This is a genomic window from Alicyclobacillus acidiphilus NBRC 100859 (genome assembly GCF_001544355.1).
Lineage (GTDB): Bacteria > Bacillota > Bacilli > Alicyclobacillales > Alicyclobacillaceae > Alicyclobacillus > Alicyclobacillus acidiphilus.
Window position 1 is genome coordinate 1 of record NZ_BCQI01000058.1, and the last position, 21,388, is coordinate 21,388.

The following is a 21,388-nucleotide window of genomic DNA, read 5'->3' on the forward strand; positions in this document are numbered from 1 at the left end:
GTACTTCCCAAAAAACACTCTGTGTTCTCCTTCGGGACAGGGAAGACAAACGCTGCATTGCTGGACGAAAAAGACACGGTTAGCACTTTACGTTCGACCAATTCACCGGACTTCACAATGTGCACCGTACCGAAATCTGCTTGCGCCTCGCCTCCGCGGTGCTCAAGCCGCTCAAAGCGCTCAGATCGCTCCAGCGCCATCTGATTGCGGCGCTTAGACACATACTGGCTGACTGTCCGCTCTCCACCTATAAACCCATATTCGTCTCGTAGACGGTAAAGATGTGACGAGCTGTGTGTCGTTGTTTGCGAGGCATCCGCTCATCTTCCTCAAGCCAGGTTGTTACTGACACAGCATAATGTCCGGAAATGGACGGCGTAAGTTGACCCTGAATTGACGGATTTGCTGTCCAAGAGTGCTTAAAGGAATGGGAAGAGAGCTTTCCCCCTTCCCGAAGTGTTTCTATAGGTCGACGCTGACCATGTATCGCCGGTTCTCTAAGAGTCCGAACGCCACGTCGCCGCTGATGATGTACCAAGATGATCGTCCGAGCTCGAGCCGTCCACGAAGCGTTGTGCGTTCAATGTGAAATTGCAAGAGTTCCCCGCAGTGCAACCTGTACCATTCGTCATTGCCCTCAACCACCCAGCGCGACACCTCTGGATCGTAGAACATCTGTAATTTCCGTCCCATCATGAGCATTCACCTTGAATGACGCGTTCGACCATGTGGTCGTCGATAAATCCGTTGCCGATTTTGAGTGCCGTACATGAGGCAGTGCGTACAGAGTTTGTTGACCAGTCGTGGAGCTCCGACCGAGAAACGATAGATTTCATCGACTGCCTTGTCCGAGAAGATGGACTGCTGCCCGGCTCCTGCGTACGCTAAATGACGTTCAATGTATGCCCCGACTTCAGCGCGGTCGTAGTGATGCAACTTACACTGTAGGTCAATGCGTTGCCTTATAGCGGTGTAGGCCTGTAAGTTGAGCCGTTCCCAGAGCTCATTTTGCCCGACGAGAATGAGCGCCATGGGACTTTGCGCATCCATTTTGACATTCAAAAGAAATCTTACTTCCTCCAGCATCTCCCGGTCTAGCAGATGTGCTTCGTCTACGACAACAACCGGACTGAGACTATGTATCCCGCGCATGAGTTCAATCTCACGATGCAATTGACGCTTCGAGTCGCCGCGATAAAACTTCGCCTCACAACCGAGTTGCTCGAGCATCCCCTTGTAAAAATGTCGCGGGGTCAACTTTGAATCCGAAAGGTACAAGATTTTGAACTTCGACTGTTCCAGCGCCTCCGAGAAACGACGGATGGTTGTGGTTTTTCCAGTCCCGCAATCCCCGGTCACCACTGCGAACCACTGGCGCTCGGCAGCATACTTTAGTCGACCCAGAATGTCTTCCAGTGTAGACGACATGTAGAGTTCATCTGTTGGAATGTCCCGTGAGAAGGGCGTATGAGTCAAGCCGTAGAAGGATTCAAACACGAAGTGCATCTCGGTCGCGTCATATACGGCAAAACAACGGGTGGACTCCACAAGAAGCGCAAGGCTGCACCGTTCAGGATGATTCCGCGCGAAAACTGGATCGTTGTCGAAAATGCGCATCCGGCGGTCAAAACACCAGAAGAACACGCGGAAATCGTCACCCTGCTCGAAAGTCGCCGGATTCAACCCAAGCTCGCCCGGCGCGGAACCTATTTGCTTTCCGGCCTGCTCTATTGCGGCAAATGCGGGTACTCTCTTCAGTTCCAACCGAAGCCGGACGGCCGCACGCTCGTGAAGAAGTGCCAGAAGACCGATGCTTTCGGAAACTCCTGCACGAATCGGGGGATTGAACTTGAACATGTGGAAAAGGCGGTCATGGAAAGCCTTCGTGAACACGAGGCAGAACTTTTGAAAACACCAGTGGAAACTGGTACATCGGAAATCCCGACGGAACATCTGCTACACACGAAGGAAAAAGAACTTGAATCGCTGCGCGACTGGGTAAATCGGCTCAAGGACCTGTATGTGATGGGCGATGTAACCAAGGCGGAATACAAAACGCGGCTGGAACGCCTGAAAGATCTGATCGTGAAAAAGGAGAACGAGTACGAGCAACTCAAGGAAAGTTTGGACGGATGCTCTCCCCTCACCCATGCCGAGCGGCTACAACTGATTGATGAACTCAAAGCCTCGTGGACCACCGTCATCGACGTTAAAGAGCGGAACCGGCTCATGAAGTTGATTATTGAACGCACCGAATATAGCAGAAATGGGGATGAGGTAAACATTCACGTGAAATATCGTTGAACATTCTTGATACGGAAAATAACGCTCCTTTACCGCTTGTCCCGCATCCAGTACACATTCTGTGCCCTATGCTTGATACCGTCGACCTGAACTGAAAGGTGCTCTTCGTCCACTCGGAAGATCAACATGACCTCGTATAGCCCCCGCCGTACCCAATAGCCTTCTAAAGGGCCATTTCGGATCTGTTTTGCGGTCAAAGTTGGAGTGTGGGAGAGCCGGTGAAAAGAGTCTACGAAAATCCGTTCTTTCACATGGGGCGGATAGGCGAGTATTCCGGCTAATTCATCGATACCCGTTTTGGACCAAGTGACATGATACGATTTATCCACGTTCAGAACCCTGGATTCTATTTTGTAGGTACTCGAGTCCAGCTTCCTGCGTGTAAATACGACCATTCTCGCGATCCTGCTGGCTCATTCGAATTTGTCGCAAGACATCCGGATCGTTGGCAATCGCCTCGACATCTTCTTCGGCCGGGCTCTCTTCCACCACCAAGCTTATCTGGAACTCATCTTCGATCAGTCGAACAAGATCAGTCCATTCCACATAAGGCTTGCCTTTCAGCTTGTCGTACAGCTCATCTATAGTCATGTGTTCCAACACAAACACCACCTTTTGGCTTGAGTATACCTCAACAGAACCGGAACAAAAACATCCTACAACAATTTTGAACGCAGGCGGGCCTTCGCAACGATTAGAGGAGCTCTCTTTCCGAGATGTGGCAGCCGTACAAGCCCTCAATAGTACGGACATATTGAAATCATTGGCTTTCTCGCTATATGGATCAGACGGTATTCGAGGGGGTTCCCTGACGACAGTATTACCAAAAATGGTCGGAAACGGCGCCCCGCAATTTTCCTTCGTGTAATAACCTTTTTTACGTTAACTTCCGTCACTAGCCCCTGTAAATTTAAGAACGTTACCATGCAAAGACCGATACTTGTCCTCCAATATGCTCAATGATAATGGTGTCGTAGTAGGCGGAATTGTAGTAGTGTGCATCCCCGACCGATACGTACTACTTCAACTACATTTTCGACAGTGGTTCATAGTCCAAGCGGGGAAAGTTCGCTCTAGATTAATAGGGATTTGATGAGCGAGCATTTAAGAAAATCATTTGGTTACAACAGGGACCCCGATACCAAATTCGTACGAGGTCCCTAGTAAGAACTATGTTTTAAGCTTTGGTGTTAATGAATAGACCTGTTCCACTTGGACTCGAGTCATTGTCGATCGTTCCCGGCGTATCCGTATCTCCGTCATGGTCAGGATCAGACGCTGCTTGATTACTCGCTGATTGCTGGTTCTGACTCAATTGCTGAACACTCTTAAAAAAAGAATTAGCCGACTGCCCGATGCTCATTACACTCATGCTTTCACCCCCTATGTCTTCCAGTTTCTACAAAGAAAATTGAAATTTGATTTGTATAAGCCGCTCTGTGTTAACCACGACCACGCTCAAGTGCGGGCAAGGTTCATGAACGGGTAAGGTCGCAGACCTCTCTACGGGTTAAAAATTCAGCCAGCTACTCGGGTGTCAACATCGGTTGTAAAATCCCCAATAACAGCGGAATGCAATTCCCCAAAAATAACGGATTCAATTCCCCAAAATCATCGGGATGAATTCCCCACCCTTTGTCGAATTGACGGCACCGTTCACATCGCTGTGGGAGGTGCCACGATGACGGAGAGTGAGAAAAATGGAAGTTAAAAGGATGTATCAGGAAGGCGTCAGTATCTCTGAACTCTCTCGAAGAACTGGACATGACCGTAAGACAATTCGAAAGGTGGTCCAAGAGCAGGAGGATGGAAAGAAGCCTTTAGCTGGAACCAAACGGAAAGGCAGTAAGTTGGAGCCCTATAAGCCGTATGTAGAACAGCGAATGCGTTTTTGGGTGCTGAACGCGGAGCGGATTTTACGAGAGATTCGGGAGCAGGGATACACGGGTGGAATCACGGTCCTGCGCGAGTTTATGCACCCGCTTCGCCCCATTGTCTCTGCCAAGGCAACGGTTCGGTTCGAAACAGGCCCTGGTGAACAGGCCCAGATCGACCTAGGTGCATTCCCGTATATCGACACCGAAGGGAATCAGCGCACACTGTGGTGTTTTGCCATGGTCCTATCCTACTCCCGGATGCTCTACTTGGAGTTTATCAAAGCGTCAGACCAACTGCATATCCTACAAGCCCTGCGCAATTGTCAACGCCGGGTTAAAATTGGTTCTTTCGCACTTTTGGTGGAGTTACGTGTCCGTGAGTATGGCGGTCTACAAAATTTACCGCCTTGTGGACAAGTTGGTTACATCGCATCATGGAGCAGACGAGCTCTCAACAACGCAAAGCTCGCTCTACCATACATCTGTCTCTTTAGGTTTTTTAGTCGGTTAACCTGACCTTCGACTTGCCCATTACTCCATGGTTCCGAAATGCCGGCGAGCACGGCAACGTAATCCTTGCGAATCCCTTGTGCAAAATTCCGCAGTTCGCGGATGCCAGATGCCATGGCTCGTTCTAGCCAATTGTCCAGCCCAGATCCATTTTTCACTTTCATCAGGTTATAAAAGGACTGTACGAGTTCATTGAGCGTGGTGGTTCCATCCACTTTGGCAAAGAGTTTCGTCAAGTAAGGCATGTCACCGACCTTCAAGTGTTCTCGTGGTTGGGTCAATAACTTTGCAGCCGCTCTTCGGCTGACACGATGGCGTCGTACGATAGGCTCTTCACCACGTTTCCGTAATCGTCGAAGATCCGCGACATACTGCGATAATGTTGAGCGAAAGCCAGTGTATCCCTTTGCACGAATTCGCTCGAGAATCACTGGGCAGGAAAGAGGTTCTTGAACGAGTTGCTCGATATACGGTCGGTACGTATCCAACAAGGTACCCCTCGATGTTCGGCGGGTGATGGGCACTTCAGTCCACGAGATATACTTACGGATCGTCTTTCGACTCAAACCAACTTCGTGAGCAATCGCGCATACCCCTAGTCCGTTGCTGTATAGCTGTCGGACACGTTGGGCGAGTTCCCATTTCGTCTGACGACGTTGAAGTGTCTCTTGTTCTTTGTTGGACGTTCTGGATTCGGAAAGGGGTTCAACAGAGACTGGCATTTCAATGGGGTCACGACCGGGTAACCGTTGTTGGCTCATGAACCGCTCCACTGCGTCTCCTAGGTTCTTTAGAATATGCCAACGGTCGGCAATTTGGGTGACACAAGGTAACCCTTGTCGTATCCCATCAGCGTATATGCCAGCACGATCACGGCTAACGATGCGTATCCCCGGTGTTTACGCAGCCAATTCGCTACACTAGACGAACTGCGGTCCGGTAGTAGATCGACAAGTCGATGGCGTTGTAAATCCACGATGATGGTGCCATAATGCTGGCCACGCTTATAAGCTCAGTCATCGATACCGATGACTGAAATGTCTTCATCATCAAGTAGATCCGACTTCTCTTGAACCCTTCGAAGTAGCGTATCCTTGGATACGGACAACCCCAAGCATCGGCAAAAAGCAACACCGTGATTTCCGCCGAGAGAAAACGCAACTTGCGCGATAAGACCATCTAATCGCATGGTTTTCCGTTAAGACGATTCTAGAAAGCCAGGAAAGCGTTCTGTAAATATGCTTCGAAAGCAATTCGGGTTTATCACCTCTACGCAAATCGTAGTGTGTTAGAGAGGACATTGTTGTCGAATCAAGGGACAATTCGCGTTCATCACCCAAAACGCGAAGGAACCACTTTTCGGGTTGACGAATACACTCACACTCCACGTTTTCGCAGAGTAATCTCCTTCAAAAATCCATGTTCTCTCCATATCCCTGGGTTATCATCGAAAGAGACTTCGGGTGAAGAGGTGTTTAATCGTGTCGAAATATGTAGTGCATACATCCAAACTTACGCGGTTGTATAAATCACAAATTGCAGTGAATGCGATCGACTTACAGGTTCCAGAAGGTGCTATTTACGGTTTTCTTGGACCAAACGGTGCGGGAAAAACAACGACCATTCGGATGCTACTTGGGCTCATCCGACCAACCTCCGGCGATATCCAGATGTTTGGAGAGTCATTGCAGACACACAGGAAGTCTATCTTGCAAAGGGTAGGTTCGCTTGTGGAAAATCCATCCTACTACGGGCACTTATCTGGTTTTGAGAATTTGGCTGTATTTGCTCGCTTGCTCGGCGTTCCCGATACGCGCATCAATGAGGTACTCGACATCGTTCGCTTGACCCCAGCCGCTAAAAAAGCAGTCAAAGGCTATTCGTTAGGGATGAAGCAACGCCTCGGAATCGCGACCGCACTTCTTGCAAATCCAAAACTTTTAATTCTTGATGAACCGACGAATGGGCTTGATCCAACGGGGATTCACGAAATTCGCGAACTCATTATGGATATGCCTCATGAATATGGGATTTCTGTGCTTGTATCAAGTCACTTGCTCAGTGAAATTGAACAGATGGCGACATGGGTCGGGATCATTCGCCAAGGAGAACTCGTGTTTCAAGATCGTATCGACGTGCTCCGCCAGGAAAGCGAAGCGAGACTCTATCTTGATGTCGATCAACCGACGCGAGCATATGATTTGCTAAGGACAGACGGAGTGGACGTGGTACTTGAAGACCAGTCGCTTGTACTGAAAACGGTAGACCCTGATACCTCCGCAGCGGTGAACAAAAAGCTCGTTCTCAATAATGTCAATGTATTTCGGATTCGAGAACACGCCCCGTCTCTGGAAGACATCTTCCTAAACCTGATCGGCACAGGAGGAAGTTTATGATGTGGGGTGCCCTTAAATCGGACTTGATTAAATTTCAACACACATGGATTTTACCGCTCGTGATCTTGGCTGCAGTGGGCGTGAACAGCTTAACTGGCGTCCATTATCTGGTGAGTTGGCATGAGATGGCACCACCAGGAGTCAATCATTGGGTCGGTCTCATCCAAAACGTCAACTTTCTAACCATTCCTGCCATTGTGCTCGGAGTGGCATTGCTCGCTTCACTAATGAATGGTATGGAACACCAAGGAAACACATGGAAACAGCTGCTTGCTCTTCCGATCTCGCGGCTTAAAATCTATTCAAGTAAGTTGATTTGGCTGTTGTTATATTTGCTGTTTGCCAGTGTCCTCACGATGGTAGGTACCCTCCTTACCGGCTATTTGCTTGGTTTTGGTTCCAACCCCATCCCGTGGCACGCGGTTTTGCAGGAAGGGTTTGGACCTTACGTTGCATCTTATGCACTTATCGGTCTGCAGTTGCTGCTGTCGGTCCTCATTGCCAATCAGAGTTTTGCAATTTGCGTCGGGATCGTTGGTGTCATTATTAGCTTTGCACATGTAGTGGCAAAGGTCGTGCCAAGCTGGATCCCGTGGGTCTATCCAGGAGACGCCGCCGCGTATTCAAGAACACCAGGACAAGCTATATTCCTTTCTCTCATCGTCTGCGTTGCGTTGCTGTGCTTAGGCATTTATTGGTTTACGAAAAAACAAATTCAGTAAGGGGGGACAAATAATGTGGAACGTCATTCAAGCGGAATGGATGAAAATTCGAAAATCCAGCATTTGGTTTCCGGTGATTTTGGCGCCGGTTCTTGCGATTGCCATCGGGTTTATGGCATCCCATCACCGCGCCGGTATGCAGAGCCTCAGTGAAGATCCGTGGAACGGCTACTATTTCATTGTTGTAATGGCGTATTCACTGCTGATGTTGCCACTGATGACCGGAGTACTTTGTTCGCTTATGTGCCGATTGGAACATTTGTCCGGCGGTTGGAAACAGATCCTTGCGTTCCCGATCCCAAGGACGACCATTTATGCGGTGAAATTTCTCTATGTTTTTGCTTTTGTAGCACTCGCACAAATTCTGGTATTGCTCGGAGTCGTATCAACCGGTGTCGGTGTACTGCATATAATGACACCTATTCCGTGGAACATGTTATTCAGAAGCATTCTGGGCGGCTGGATCGCTATCATTCCATTGATCGCCTTACAGCTTTGGGTATCCACGTGGTGGAAAAGCTTTGGCGCGCCGTTTGCGGTGAACGTCATTCTCACCATCCCTGGTGTTGCCGTTGCACACTCCTCTCGGTTTGGACCAGTGTATCCTTGGGCACAGCCAATGCTCGCGATGATGCCCGGCGGTCACCATTTTCTCGACATGACCACAAAAACTACATCCACCATTATTATTTCGGGTGTCGTACTGATCTTAGTGGGATGGCTTCATTTCGCCAAACGAGACATCACCTCCTAAAGCCCCCATAAGGGGAGGAGGTAAAGCAGGAAGAGATTCGCCGAACCTACTCGATAAAGTACAGGGTGATTGCGTTTGAAACGAAACAAAAACTTTGCAGGCTTCATGTTAAGCGTGTTGGGAATATGGCTCATCATTCGTGCGATTACATATCATCTTGGTCACTGAATTGGCAAGGCGGCTCCTCAATGGAAGTCGCCTTTTTTGGGTGTGTGGACTACTGTGGACTACTTATTTAGAGTATGATTGCCCCCTCCGAGAATTTCCGTGTAATTTATGAAGCACTAATACTGTTCTTTTCAATGCTGCGCAAAAACCCACTCGCATTTGGATATTATTAGGACCGAATAACAAATTATGCAACTTCATCACATGGCCGTGGAACATGAGCTGCGACTTACATACGGTAATGGAAGCTGCACAATTGAGCTGCAAAGGTGGGTCTTCAGTGCGTGATCAATGCAAGGCGAACAATCTGCCTCGACCATGGTTTTTAAATTCCATACCCAAGAGTGGAACCAATCTTCTTATTCAGGCTTTTTCTGGATTCCCCAATATACGGCATCATCCAGCAGACACATTCTTCGATCCGTACGATTACGCTGCGAGTTTCTATCGATTGGGTCAACTATCAAACGGACATTTCGGCGTTGGGCACATTTATTATTCGCAAGAATGGTCGCGTATGCTGCGACGCTTGCAAATGAAGCAGGTTTTCCTCATTCGCGATCTACGGGATGTCCTTGTGTCGCTTGTTGAATTTATTGTAAACAAGCCTGAATACCACACCATGCATCCATTGCGTTCCTATCTGCTCGAACATGGATCGACCAATCTGGAACGTATTCACCTACTGATGAATGGCATCCAAGATGACGAAATGCATTATCCGGACCTTGTGTCATGGGCCTCTTCATTTCTTGGCTGGCTCTACGACTCGAATACGCTCGTGGTCAAATATGAAGATCTCGTTCGGAACCAAGCATCCAGAACGCAAACCCTCGCCCGAATGGTTCGATACTTGGTCGATGAGGATCTATCTACGCGAAAGTTGCGTGAAATTGTACAAGCGATGGAAGACAGTATCGATCCCAGTACCTGCGGGACATTTCGAAAGGGCGTGATCGGAGACTGGCGAACACATATCCCTTCGGAAGATGCGGAGGCGTTCACGAAGTCTATCCATCCTCTCCTAACCGAATTCGGGTACGAAGATTGACCATCTCCCCCGCTTGTGCCATCTGTTTGCAGCAAGCGCGGATCCTCGATTCGACTGCCAATGCGCTTGGACATCGCTAGATCGACGCAACACACCTCGCGATTGCATACGATGATTGGAGACCAGTCCCACATACACAAGGAGGGTGACGGATGGACCGATTGTTCGTAACCAACCACTCATCCCATACGCTCAGCGTGATTAACCCAGCGCAAGCACTGCTGGAAGGGACCATTTCGACGGGGAGGAACCCAGGCGCGATGGCGTGTGATCCGCCTCACGGGAAGCTGTACCTTGTCAACGAAGGGGATAACACGGTGTCAATTGTCGATGTCAAAACCGTGCAAGTGACAGGAACCATATCCGTCGGCCAAACGCCTGTTGCCATTGTCATCGACGAACAGCGCGCAAGCGCGTATGTCGCGAACGAGGGAGATAACAGCATATCGATCATTCGACTATCGGACGATCGCGTTGTCGACGTGATCCGCCTGGAGCAGCAGCCGACCGCGATGGCGCTGGCACCTGACGGTCGCCACCTCATGGTCGTGAGCAGAGTGAATCATTCCCTGTCATTCGTCGCTTTGACCGAAGGCGGGAAGCACGACGCGTTTGTCGCCGTTGGGAATCATCCGGTGGGAATTGCAGTGCTGCGAAACGGCAAAAAAGCATATGTGACCAATGGAGGAGGAAAGACGGTTTCCGTCGTGGACCTCGAACACAAATCGCTGTTGCGGACCATTCCGGTTAAAGCGGTTCCGTACGGAATTGCTGTATCGCATGACGGACATCGTGTCTATGTGACGAATGCTGGTGCTCATCAAGTTACTGTACTCGACACGAACGACGATACCGCAATTCACGAAATTCCCGTCGAAGGGCTTCCCATGGGTATCTCAGAATCACTGGATGGCAAGCGGATTTATGTGGCATGTTTCGGATCACGCCGCGTGGCCGTCCTGGATGCTGAATCCTATGCGACGTTGGGATACTACCACGTCGAAAAGACGCCGCTCTGCGTCGTCGAAGCGTAGAGCTGAGCACCCTTAACCTTTGTCACGGGGATATCCCGCTCGGCAATCGGCCAGGATGTCCGCAATGGACTGCTTCAGCGTGTATTTCGGGGACCACCCCGTCGCGTCTCGCAATTTTTGGGCACTCCCCCGGACGATTTCAGGCTCCTCTGGTCGAGACAAAGCCGCATCTTCCACGACGCGAAAAGGAACACGAGAAATACTCCGAAACATTTCCACCAAATGAGACAATCTGATTGCGGTCCCACTGCAGACATTGAACACCTCGCCGGGAACAAGCGGCGCTCGATCCGCCAGATGCCAGTAGGCTGAAACCGCATCACGCACATCCAGAAAATCGCGTTGCATGTGAGTCGGGCCCAACACCAAATTCGGCTCCATCTCTCCCCTCTCCATTTGGACGATGGAGTTGGCGATTTTCGCGCAAATCCCATTTTTCGCGCCAGGGCCAATCAGGTTAAATGTCCGGGCGATGGTGGTGGGACACTGACGAACGTACGCGTAGTGACGAGTGACATAGGTTTGAAACAGTTTGCTCCAGCCGTATGGATTGGCAGGTCGAGTAGGAGATTCCTCTGTATACGGCAAACCGCGGTCACTGTCTGTTCGCGCGGCGGCATACTCGTGCGCTGAACCAATGACAACCACGTGGGGAGTCGGAACGATCGTCGTTCCGCTCTCCAGCAGATTTACCGTGGTTAAGACGTTGTTGTAGACGAATCGCGTCGGATCGTTGCGGGCTTCACTCAAATTCGTGTCACTCGCGAGATGGATGACGCAAGTCGGCTGAACGGTGGACATCAGCTGTTGAACATCGTTCAGTCGACGCAGATCGCAACTGTAATAAGGAACCTGAAACGTCGAACACGCTTCTTTCCGTGAACGCCCTGTCGCTACGCATTCGACGCCTAGGTTCCGCAGATGTTGGAGCATGTGTTGACCCACAAACCCATTTGCTCCGGTCACCAGCACCCTGTGTCTGCTCACCGTGGTTCAGGCTCCTTCAACAGTTGATCTTTGATCCGAGGAAACATCTCGCCTGCCTTGGCAAAGTCGTCTGGGCGCCCAATGTCCAGCCAAAAAGACTCGTTTTCAAAGTGGCGAATCTCTTGTCCCAAGGTAAGCAATTGGACGATCAAGTCGGACATGTCGTAATACGTGTCGTCCGGAATAAAATCCACAATGGCCGGGTCCATGATATAGATGCCCATACTGACGGACGCCGATTGGGTGGGCTTCTCCACAAACTGATCGACTCGGGGTCCATTCGTCTGCAACACGCCGAATTCAATCGCGACACTCTTTTTCTGCGACGCGATCGTTAACAAGCTGCTCCCTGCCTTATGAAAATCCATCATCTCGCGAAAATTGAGCGTGGTCAGGATATCGCAGTTGATGACCAACACGGGTTGATCCGACTGCAACCGTACCTTCTTGATGGGGCCCGCGGTGCCAAGGGGCTTTGGCTCCACAAAGTAATCGATGTTCACACCGAACTCTTTACCGTCTTGAAAATAGGCCTGAATGAGTGAAGCCAAGTAACCGCAGGCCATATGAATCGTCTTGTAGCCGTAGTTTTTCAATTGTTGAACGATGATTTCCAAAATCGGTCGATCATCGATCGGTAACAGCCCTTTGGGTAGAACCTTCGTAAACGGGGCCATTCTCAGGCCTTTGCCGCCAGTAACAATGATGGCCTCCATCGGCAGCGCCTCCTTAGATGACATATTCATTGGGACGATAGAGGTGCGCATGCTGCGCTATCCAATCAATCGTTCGCCGTAACCCTTCCTCAAACGAAATCAACGGCTTCCAACCGAGATACCGATGTGCACGTTCACTGTCGGAGTAGAGTCGATCCACCTCACTGTTCGCAGGACGCAATCGTTCCGTTGTTGTGCGAATCGGGACGGGACGTTTGACCAAATCGCGGACCATTTGAGCAACTTGCCCGATGGAAATTTCAAACGACGAACCTGCGTTGAACACCTGGCCGACGACTTGTGGAGCGGTTGCCGCGCAGATAAAAGCCCTCGCCGTGTCCTCGACGTACGTAAAATCCCGAGTAGCTGTCAAATTCCCCAAGACAATTTCAGAGCGATGAAGCGCTTGATTGATGATGGTTGGAATCACGGCCCGCATGGATTGACGTGGACCAAAAGCATTAAATGGGCGAACAGTGACAACAGGGAGCTGATAGGAACAATAAAAGCTTTCCATAATCTTGTCTGCGGCAATTTTACTGGCCGAGTAAGGGGATTGTCCCTGCAACGGATGCCCTTCGTCCATCGGCACGTAGCGAGCTGTTCCGTACACTTCACTGGTTGAGGTATGGACCACGCGGGAGACGCCGTGCTCAAGTGCCGCTTGCGCTACGTGAAGCGTCCCAAGCGCGTTGGTGTGAATGACGTCATATGGATTTTGATACGAGTACGGAATGGCAATCAGAGCACCCAAATGAAAAATGACATCTACACCTTTGACGGCGGCGCGGACGGCGTAGGCATCGTTGAGATCGCCTTGAATCACTTCGATTTCCTTTTGCCGCGCGGCCGGCAAGTCATCGAGAAACCCTCGCTGATTCGTCGAATTGTAATGAACAAACGCTTTCGCCTCTGCACCGAGATCGAGCAATTGCTCCATCAGATGACTGCCGATAAAACCCGCCGCACCTGTGACGAGTACCTTCCTGTTTTGTAAATCCACCCAAGTCACTCCCCCTTGTCTCTCACTCCCACAGATATTGCTTTGTCCTGATCGACGAGAGGGCGAATCCCTGGTGCCGTGAAAATTGGACGTGTGTGAATCCGCTTTGTCTAAGCACATTCCGTCCGCTTGGCGTACGATACGGCAGCGTAACCGGAACGTCATGCAACAGAGGTGAAAACATGAAGATTGTGATCCCGGTCGGTGATCTGCATATTGGTGGAGGTTGTAAGGTCTTAGTCGATATCACAAACGCTTTGCAAGCAGCTGGTCACGAAACAGAGGTTGTCATACCGGAGACGGCCAGCGTCAAATACGAAGTCCATGGGAAACTCACCTTTGTGCCCGCTTTAACGCGCGAACACATTCCCTTTGGAGACATCATCTTGACCAATTTCTATACAACGTGCATAGGCGCCCTCGAGGCGTATCCTGACCAGTGCGTTCGCTTGAGTCTTGGTTTCGAACCGTACTGGGTCGAGGATCGCGATGCCGCCCTGTGGACTTACAAACAGGGAATGCCCTTGATTGCGATTTCCAACTGGCTCAATGATCAAATCGCCGCTCATACCCATCAGCGCGGCCATGTTGTACCACTTGGAGTGGACACAAGCGTGTTTCGCCCAGCGATCGCGCCGCGCGAACAACGTGATCGAAAAGTGATTATGTATATCGCCCGCAACCCTGATTTCGGATATGCACTCAAAGGATTCCATGATTTTCAAGAGGCGATTGAACAAGTTCGACAATCGTACCATGGAGACTTCGTGGTTCACATGGTCTGTCCAGAAGGCGATTTATCTTTACCAGGTATTCCATATGAAATTTTCCACCCGACGAGCGAACATGAAATGGCCGAATTGTATCGGACCGCGGACGTGTTCGTTTCAAGCTCTTGGTTTGAGGCGTTTGCATTACCGCCGCTGGAGGCGATGGCGTGCGGAACGCCTGTCGTCAGTACCAATTCAGGCGGGCTTTTGGATTACTGTACACATCTGAAGAACGCGATCCTGACACAGCCGAAAAACCCGGAAGAACTCGCCGCAGGAATTATTCGCGTCTTGAATGACGAGGAATTGGCAGCCCAACTCGCCAAGGAAGGGACAGCGACCGCGTCTCGTTTTACCAAGGAGACGTACCTGCAGAACATGATTCGGACATTGGAAGAGATAGAGCGGGATCGAACGCGTCACGTGGAGCCAAAAGTATCCATCGTGATCCCGTTTTATAACAGTCCATACATCGATCACGCTTTGGCAAGCGCACTTGGGCAGACGTATTCGAATCTAGAAATTATCGTCGTCGACGACGGATCGACGCTCTATACCGACAAAATCGCACCGTACAGACGATACATTCGCTACATCCGGAAGGAAAATGGCGGAACCGCAACCGCCTTGAATACTGGGATCCGCCACGCCACAGGGGACTACATTTCATGGTTGAGTTCTGATGATGAATTCACACCGGACAAGACGATCAAGCAAGTCCGATTCATGCAAGAGCGTGGCGAGATGATTAGCCACGGAGCCTTCATTTATATGAATGAACGAAACGAAGCGATCAGTGAACCGATACGAACCACATTTGCGAACGAGACGGAATTTTACAAGACCATGCGTGAATGGTGCCCAATCAACGGCTGCACCATCATGATTGACAGGCGTGTGTTCGACGAAATCGGCCTGTTCGATGAATCGCTGCCCTATGCGCACGATTACGAGTTGTGGCTGCGCGCTTTGCCACACTATCATTTCGGCTACCTGAATGATCCAATCGTTCGCTATCGCGTCCACAGCGAGATGGGAACAAAGCGGCACGAACGCGCCATCCAAAAAGAAGTGTTTGTGATTCAGGAAAAATATAAGGAAGGGTTGGACCGCCTGATCGACAAGGAGGAACAGCTATGAGATTCACTTTCCCCATTCTCACACTGTGCATCGGCGGAGCGCAGCGCGTATTGGCGGAAGTCACCAATGGCCTCGTGAATATGGGACACGACGTGACGATTCTCATGCCGACGCAGGGAGAGGTCGAATATCCTGTTCGCGCCAGGATAGTTCGAACGCCAGATTCCGTCATTCACGCCGAGGACTATCCGGACGCAGACGTGATCGTGTCAAACTACTATACAACGGTCCCATCGGCCGCGGCGGCCAGTGCGAATGGAAAAGGCGTGCATGTTCGTTTCCCATTATGCTACGAGCCTACATTTCTTCCCGATAATCACATCACTTTTGACAGCTACCACTTGACCGACAAATTTATCGTTCTCTCGCGTTGGCAGCAACAGATTCTGCAATTGAACCATGGCATCGAAGCACGCATCGCACCTGTGGGCGTCAGTGACGTCTTTCACAACGACCACCGTCGTGAACATCATTCAACCACGCACGTCACGGCTATCGTCCGACACGCCGAGGGAACTTGGTCGTGGCATCGACAACAGCCCTATCTGGTGCGTGAACTCGAGCGTGTGTGTCAAGAACGCCCCGATACGGTCATCAACCTGATCTGTCCACGCAAGGAACTCGACTTGTCGTCCACTTTACAACACTTGCGGGACCAAGGACGATTCCGTTTCCATTCCCCGGAAACGGATGAAGAACTGTGCAGTGTATACAATGACACGGATATTTTCGTCAGCGCATCTGTCTATGATTCCGCATCCATGCCCGGACTTGAAGCGATGAAATGCGGCGCGGCGGTGGTTACGACGTATTCGGGAGGAAATGCCGACTACTGCCGTCACATGGAAAACTGCTTATTGTCGTATCGATATGAGGAGCGCCTCGCTCATGACGTCATTACGCTGATAGACGACTCACGGCTGCGCCGACAATTGGCGCAAGCCGGTGAGCATGAAGCGCAAAAGTGGACGTGGCAGCGCACGGTAGAGCAATTCCATAGCGCGATCCTTCACTTTCTCGGCTGATCACCCCATCACTCGATATCCGACTAACGGAAGGAAAATATCGTCGACGATCTCGGTCATGACCCTCTCCGACAGCGGCTGATTCGCGACCATCACCTCGTAGCGTATCAGGTCTATCGGCAGTGTCATGACCCTTGGCGTGACCCTGTCGAGATCGACTTCTCCCCGCTCTGCCGCTCGTTTCAAAATGACCTCCATGATCTCCATGAAGCCTTTGCGATCACGCCAGAATTCTGGCGGCGAATCGCTGTTGATGACCTCGGCAATCAGTCCATGGATGGTTTCAATCCCCGCTTCCTGCAACCTAGCCTCGGCTCGACGCAGCAACGCGAGCACGTCACCACGCAAGCTTCCTGTATTCGGCACTTCCCCAGAAAGTATGGGTCCCCGCAAACGCAAGGCTGAAAGAATCAGTTCGGCCCGATTTGGCCACCGCCGATAGATCACCGCTTTGCTCGTTTTTGCGCGGGCGGCCACACCTTCCATGGTCAACCGCGTATAACCGACTGCCTGCAGTTCATCCCAAGCGGCGCGAAGAATGTCGGCTTCCAGCACATCGCCGCGCCGGCGCGTTCCGGTGTGCCGCTCCCTGTCTTCCTCTGAACGAACCGTCTCGCTTTCCTCATGATTTTCCTGCATTGTTCAATCTCCCTTTTAAACACGTTGCGTTCCTTATCGCTCTAGTGTATCATGGCCACGTATAGATACGATACGTTTCGTATCTTATCGAAGAGCCGTTTGAAAGGAGAACAATCATGAAACAAGGAAACTTGTCCAAAACAAACGAGTCAACGAGGGAACGCCTCGATCCCGCCATTGTGAAAACCGCCATCATCCTCATCGTAGGCGGATTGGCCCCGCTGTTTGACACCACCATCATGAACGTCGCCTTGCACTCGCTCAGCAGCAGTCTGCATGCGTCGATCTCGACCATACAATGGATCATGACAGGCTACCTGCTGGCGATGGGAATGATCATCCCCATCACCGGATGGTCTGCCGGCCGCCTCGGCAACAAGCGAATGTGGATGATCGGCCTGGTGCTGTTTCTCATCGGATCGGTTCTATCAGGGCTATCGTGGAATATCGCGAGTTTGATCACGTTCCGAGTTCTGCAGGGTCTTGGCGGCGGCATCATGATTCCCATGTTGACGACCATGATTATGCAGGCCGCCGGCGGACGCAAACTCGGAAGTTTGATGTCCATCATCAGCTTGCCGGCGTTATTGGGACCGATTCTGGGCCCAGTATTGGGAGGCGTCATTGTCAACGACCTAAGCTGGCGCTGGATCTTCTACGTCAACGTCCCCATTTGCATCGCTGCGTTGATCCTGGCATGGGTCGGTTTGCCTGCCGACAAGCCTGTTCAACAAAGACAGAAACTCGATATCATCGGATTCGCACTTTTGTCCCCCGCTCTGGTTGCGCTGTTGTACAGCCTCGGCCAAGTTGGGTCGCAAGGTGGATTTGCCAAGTGGGATGTCATTCTTCCCCTGATCATCGGCGCAATACTGCTCATCGCGTTCATCGTCTATGCGCTCACCATCCCATCTGCTCCGCTCGTCGATCTGCGGTTGTTTCGTGTCCGTTCTTTCACTGGCGCTTCCATCTTGCTCTTCTTGACCGGCCTGGCGACGTACGGGGCTATGCTTCTATTGCCGCTATATTACCAGCAAATCGGCGGAGAGAGCGTTTTGACAACTGGACTGATGTTGATTCCCCAAGGCGTTGGCTCGTTATTGTCTCGTGGCTTGGCCGGTAAACTGAGCGATCATCACGGGCCGCGACTGGTTGTGCTGCTCAGCAGCGCGCTTTGTGTCATCGGTACACTGCCTTTCGCGATGGTGGGCCCACACACCAATCTCGTCCTCCTCGGCGCCGCCCTGATTGTGCGCGGTATGGGCCTGAGTGGCGTAACCATCGCGGTGATGTCTTCCGCGTTTCAAGGGCTGCGCAGGGAAGATATCCCCCATGCAAGTACGGCGACGCGAATCGCCCAACAGATTGGCGGCGCATTCGGCGCTGCTGTGTTTGCAGTCGTGCTCGATCACCAACTCTCCTCCCATGGGATGTCGGGGATCGCAGCACAGTCCAGTGCATTTGACAACACATTCTGGTGGTCGATTGGGTTTACCATACTCGCATTTCTATTTGCGTTTCTCCTTCCCGGAAACAAACGCGGGTCAAACGGATGAACCATCAATCGGCAATTCGTTCCGATCTCAGTAACCGGTTGACACATTCCAAATTCCGAGCAAGCCGTTGACGGTAATCGTTTGTGTTCCCTTGGTGACCGTCAGTTTCTGGCCGCTTACGTTCCAGCTCAGGCCACCGCCGCTTGAGCCGTTCCATGCGGTCCACGAGGTTCCGCCGTTCGTTGTCACCAGCATGTAGAGGAACTTTCTCGTCGTCGATTGCTCTGTCGGTTCACCGTAGACAGGAATGAACCCAACCTTCGTGGAGAAGAAGATGGGATATTGACTCGCGCGGTAAGCGTTCTTGTAGGCACTTGGTATCGGCAGCTTTTGTTCGCTCCAAGTCACGCCACCGTCGTGTGTCACAAATAGATCTGGTGTTATCGCGTAGGCAGGCGAGTTATTCAGCAGAAAGCCCGTTTGATCGTCAATGAACGAAATTCCTTCCACGTCGCTGTAGCGCCCTGTCGAAAGGGTGGTCCATGTCTTGCCGCCATTGGTCGTCTTGGAAAACCGATATTCAAAGTTGCTCGCGCCACCCCCCAGATTCGTGATCTGAAACCCAACGCTCGGTGTCAGAAAAACCTCCCGCGATGCACCGGCACTCTTGAACGTTTGCTCAAACGACCCCTGCGCATGTTGATTGATCACTGCTGCGAGCGCACTCACTGGATTGCCGCTTTGTTTCAATTGGTAGACTTGGTTGCCTTCCTGCCAAGCGATGATGGTGGTTGGATCGATGGCAGAAGAATTTGGATCTGTGCTATTAACAACAATCACACCATGGTCGTGCGGCGCAGGCAGCATGTGTGTGTGCAGATAGGCGACGATGTTTTTCGCCATTTGTTGGCCGCCTTGGTTCACCCCGAACCACAGTGTTTCAAGGGTCCAATTCCCCTCATGCCACTGCAAGCCGTAGTGATCCAGACCACCGTCCTGTTTGGCGGAAATCCCGAGGCCCAAATTGACCGCTGGATTGTTCGTTTGAAATGTGAGGTAACTGTTCCCTGTCTGAATCGCGGAAATCTCATTCGCCGCCTGAGACGAGTTTGCATAGGAAGTGACATGGACCGTTGAATTCGTGGTACCTGCCGGCGCGGTCACTCCACTTGCTTGAAACTGATTGGGATACGGCCTGTCAGGGACCAACTTCGAGCCATTCCACGTATACGTGATCGTCACCGGCGTGCCAGTGGGATTGGCGAGCGCATCGTTCTTCTTGTATACGGGATATGTCACCGCAATACCGTGTCCAACCGCCTTCGCACTTGCGATCTCGACGCTGGGCTTCGCCGTATCTGTTCCTAAATAGGTCCCATTGAGGAAGAAGAACACGAATTGATGATGTTCATCCTCTTCATCTGTACCGATCCACGCTGTGAGTGTGCCACCCGAACTGGTCTGAACCGACGCGTCAGGCGACGAGCCACTGACGCGATATCCTTTTCCCCGTATCAGTGCGATTTGGTTTGCAAAATTGGGATTGAGCGATGCCGCCCCTGTTGGCGAATTGACCGAAGGCATATTGGCCGTTGCGCGATTCGCGACTTCATTGCCGTCCGCGCCGCTTGCGTTCAAGTTCGTCGCACATCCAGCTAAAGTAAACAATACAAGGCCTGTGACCGATATGATCGTAAGACGTTTGTCCATCATGAGTTCCTCCTCGTGTTTGCCTGCACTGACTAGACGAGACAACGAGATGGAGAGTTACAACAGATTTCGATCCAATGATTTTCATTTTTGAAGAGGTTGTCCTTCCTCCCCGTGCTACTCGACTCCAACAACGTTCCTGTGAATCAGTGATTATTTATGGAAAGGGAGTTAGACTGAAAGAGCAAGGAATTGCATGTTGGGAGGAGATTGTCTTGAATCTGCAAAACAAGGTCGCGGTTGTTACAGGTGCGGGTTCGGGGATGGGAAAGGAAATCGCCAAGCTGTTCGCGCAAGAAGGTGCTAAACTCGTTTTGGCGGACATTGCTGAGGCACCGTTGAATGAAGTCGCGAAGGAAATTCAGGCATCGGGAGGCAACGCAATTCCCATTGTCTCGAACGTTGCTAGAGAAGAAGATATCCAAACTATGATCAATACGGCAGTGTCTGAATTTGGAGCACTCGACATTTTGGTGAACAATGCCGGCATCATGGATAAAATGACGGCTGCCGCAGACGTCACCGATGAACTGTGGGAGCGCGTCTTTGCTGTCAATGTCGGCGGCCCCATGCGCGCCATTCGCAAGGCGCTGCCCATCATGATGAAACAGGGACACGGAGTCATCATTAACACCGCGTCTGTCGGTGGATTGTTTGGATCCCGCGCTGGCGCCGCATATACAGCCTCTAAACACGCGGTCGTAGGTCTCACGAAGAACGTAGGATTCCAATACGCGAATTTTGGAATTCGCTGCAATGCCATTGCACCAGGGGGTGTTGAAACGAATATCGGCGCGGATATGGCAGACGTAGATATGTCGGCTCTCGGCATGCAGAGAGCCATGGTCGGCATGGGACTCAATCCGCGAATGGGAAAACCTGACGAAATAGCGAAATTGGCGTTATTCTTGGCGTCCGACGATTCCAGCTTTGTCAACGGCACCGTCATCATCGCTGACGCAGGTTGGACGGCGTATTGACCTTTTCTGCGTCGATTCGCGGATGGCCGGAAAGGACTGGTATCATTGCGAGTGCTCCCAAGTATGATCGACAAGCAGCTACGCGCCAGGGGCCGAATTGTCAATT

Annotated in this window: 20 protein-coding genes and 1 pseudogene; 10 read left to right on the forward strand and 11 right to left on the reverse strand. The window is 51.2% G+C overall.

Annotation, left to right across the window (positions count from 1 at the left end; genetic code table 11):
* The 3 genes and pseudogenes from AAC01S_RS19765 to AAC01S_RS14895 all read right to left on the reverse strand — a co-directional run.
* A pseudogene (locus AAC01S_RS19765) lies at positions 1-200 on the reverse strand (IS21 family transposase); the annotation flags it as partial.
* 262 nt (positions 201-462) lie between these two features.
* Complete coding sequence (locus tag AAC01S_RS14890) at positions 463-693, reverse strand: DUF5348 domain-containing protein (RefSeq protein ID WP_067624114.1); 231 nt, start codon at positions 691-693, stop codon at positions 463-465.
* A 9-nt stretch (positions 694-702) separates the two neighbouring features.
* Positions 703-1,497, reverse strand: a complete 795-nt coding sequence (locus tag AAC01S_RS14895) for an ExeA family protein (RefSeq protein WP_083511838.1) — start codon at positions 1,495-1,497, stop codon at positions 703-705.
* Between AAC01S_RS14895 and AAC01S_RS14900 the strand changes: the two genes are divergently transcribed.
* Positions 1,468-2,304 carry a recombinase zinc beta ribbon domain-containing protein gene (locus AAC01S_RS14900; protein ID WP_067624117.1) on the forward strand — a complete coding sequence of 279 codons (837 nt, stop codon included), beginning with the start codon at positions 1,468-1,470 and terminating at the stop codon, positions 2,302-2,304. The genes AAC01S_RS14895 and AAC01S_RS14900 overlap by 30 nt on opposite strands.
* Positions 2,305-2,625: 321 nt before the next feature.
* Here the strand turns inward: AAC01S_RS14900 and AAC01S_RS14910 are convergent, their stop codons facing one another.
* From AAC01S_RS14910 to AAC01S_RS19990, 3 genes are all read right to left on the reverse strand, one after another.
* Complete coding sequence (locus AAC01S_RS14910) at positions 2,626-2,904, reverse strand: hypothetical protein (RefSeq protein WP_067624122.1); 279 nt, start codon at positions 2,902-2,904, stop codon at positions 2,626-2,628.
* Between the two features lie 577 nt (positions 2,905-3,481).
* Positions 3,482-3,676 carry a hypothetical protein gene (locus tag AAC01S_RS14915; RefSeq protein ID WP_067624128.1) on the reverse strand — a complete coding sequence of 65 codons (195 nt, stop codon included), beginning with the start codon at positions 3,674-3,676 and terminating at the stop codon, positions 3,482-3,484.
* Between the two features lie 927 nt (positions 3,677-4,603).
* Positions 4,604-5,452: a transposase gene (locus AAC01S_RS19990; protein ID WP_157071208.1), complete on the reverse strand. Its 849-nt coding sequence runs from the start codon at positions 5,450-5,452 to the stop codon at positions 4,604-4,606.
* A 720-nt stretch (positions 5,453-6,172) separates the two neighbouring features.
* Between AAC01S_RS19990 and AAC01S_RS14930 the strand changes: the two genes are divergently transcribed.
* The 5 genes from AAC01S_RS14930 to AAC01S_RS14950 all read left to right on the forward strand — a co-directional run bounded on the left by AAC01S_RS14930 (position 6,173) and on the right by AAC01S_RS14950 (position 10,816).
* Positions 6,173-7,087 carry an ABC transporter ATP-binding protein gene (locus AAC01S_RS14930; protein ID WP_067624132.1) on the forward strand — a complete coding sequence of 305 codons (915 nt, stop codon included), beginning with the start codon at positions 6,173-6,175 and terminating at the stop codon, positions 7,085-7,087.
* Entirely contained in the window at positions 7,084-7,809 is a 726-nt protein-coding gene (locus AAC01S_RS14935) for an ABC transporter permease (RefSeq protein WP_067624134.1), read from the forward strand. The genes AAC01S_RS14930 and AAC01S_RS14935 overlap by 4 nt, the downstream gene beginning before the upstream one ends.
* A gap of 13 nt (positions 7,810-7,822) precedes the next feature.
* Positions 7,823-8,563 carry an ABC transporter permease gene (locus AAC01S_RS14940; RefSeq protein WP_067624140.1) on the forward strand — a complete coding sequence of 247 codons (741 nt, stop codon included), beginning with the start codon at positions 7,823-7,825 and terminating at the stop codon, positions 8,561-8,563.
* Between the two features lie 448 nt (positions 8,564-9,011).
* Positions 9,012-9,782 carry a sulfotransferase domain-containing protein gene (locus AAC01S_RS14945; RefSeq protein ID WP_067624143.1) on the forward strand — a complete coding sequence of 257 codons (771 nt, stop codon included), beginning with the start codon at positions 9,012-9,014 and terminating at the stop codon, positions 9,780-9,782.
* Between the two features lie 152 nt (positions 9,783-9,934).
* Positions 9,935-10,816: a YVTN family beta-propeller repeat protein gene (locus AAC01S_RS14950; protein ID WP_067624148.1), complete on the forward strand. Its 882-nt coding sequence runs from the start codon at positions 9,935-9,937 to the stop codon at positions 10,814-10,816.
* A 12-nt stretch (positions 10,817-10,828) separates the two neighbouring features.
* Here the strand turns inward: AAC01S_RS14950 and AAC01S_RS14955 are convergent, their stop codons facing one another.
* Genes AAC01S_RS14955 through AAC01S_RS14965 form a run of 3 tightly spaced genes read right to left on the reverse strand, consistent with a single transcriptional unit; the run spans position 10,829 to position 13,522 of the window.
* A complete protein-coding gene (locus AAC01S_RS14955; protein WP_067624152.1) occupies positions 10,829-11,803 on the reverse strand; it encodes an NAD-dependent epimerase/dehydratase family protein in 975 nt (324 codons plus the stop codon).
* Positions 11,800-12,519, reverse strand: a complete 720-nt coding sequence (locus AAC01S_RS14960) for a sugar phosphate nucleotidyltransferase (protein ID WP_067624153.1) — start codon at positions 12,517-12,519, stop codon at positions 11,800-11,802. Before AAC01S_RS14960 ends, AAC01S_RS14955 begins: the two co-directional genes overlap by 4 nt.
* A 13-nt stretch (positions 12,520-12,532) precedes the next feature.
* A complete protein-coding gene (locus tag AAC01S_RS14965) occupies positions 12,533-13,522 on the reverse strand; it encodes an SDR family NAD(P)-dependent oxidoreductase (RefSeq protein WP_245630243.1) in 990 nt (329 codons plus the stop codon).
* Between the two features lie 182 nt (positions 13,523-13,704).
* Between AAC01S_RS14965 and AAC01S_RS18920 the strand changes: the two genes are divergently transcribed.
* Positions 13,705-15,432, forward strand: coding sequence for a glycosyltransferase (locus AAC01S_RS18920; RefSeq protein ID WP_083511843.1), 1,728 nt, complete (start codon positions 13,705-13,707; stop codon positions 15,430-15,432).
* Entirely contained in the window at positions 15,429-16,457 is a 1,029-nt protein-coding gene (locus AAC01S_RS14975) for a glycosyltransferase family 4 protein (RefSeq protein ID WP_067624156.1), read from the forward strand. The genes AAC01S_RS18920 and AAC01S_RS14975 overlap by 4 nt, the downstream gene beginning before the upstream one ends.
* Here the strand turns inward: AAC01S_RS14975 and AAC01S_RS14980 are convergent, their stop codons facing one another.
* Positions 16,458-17,096: a TetR/AcrR family transcriptional regulator gene (locus tag AAC01S_RS14980; protein WP_083511844.1), complete on the reverse strand. Its 639-nt coding sequence runs from the start codon at positions 17,094-17,096 to the stop codon at positions 16,458-16,460.
* Between the two features lie 116 nt (positions 17,097-17,212).
* On the opposite strand from AAC01S_RS14980, the gene AAC01S_RS14985 reads away from it, so the two are divergent.
* Positions 17,213-18,652 (forward strand): DHA2 family efflux MFS transporter permease subunit, encoded by a 1,440-nt coding sequence (locus tag AAC01S_RS14985; protein WP_157071209.1) that lies wholly within the window; start codon positions 17,213-17,215, stop codon positions 18,650-18,652.
* A gap of 27 nt (positions 18,653-18,679) precedes the next feature.
* Here AAC01S_RS14985 and AAC01S_RS14990 read toward each other — a convergent pair whose 3' ends face one another.
* On the reverse strand, positions 18,680-20,302 hold the full coding sequence (locus tag AAC01S_RS14990) for an LppP/LprE family lipoprotein (RefSeq protein ID WP_067624159.1): 1,623 nt from the start codon (positions 20,300-20,302) through the stop codon (positions 18,680-18,682).
* A gap of 215 nt (positions 20,303-20,517) precedes the next feature.
* Here AAC01S_RS14990 and AAC01S_RS14995 point away from each other — a divergent pair, with 215 nt between their 5' ends.
* Positions 20,518-21,282 carry an SDR family oxidoreductase gene (locus tag AAC01S_RS14995; protein WP_067624162.1) on the forward strand — a complete coding sequence of 255 codons (765 nt, stop codon included), beginning with the start codon at positions 20,518-20,520 and terminating at the stop codon, positions 21,280-21,282.
* Positions 21,283-21,388 lie beyond the last annotated feature (106 nt).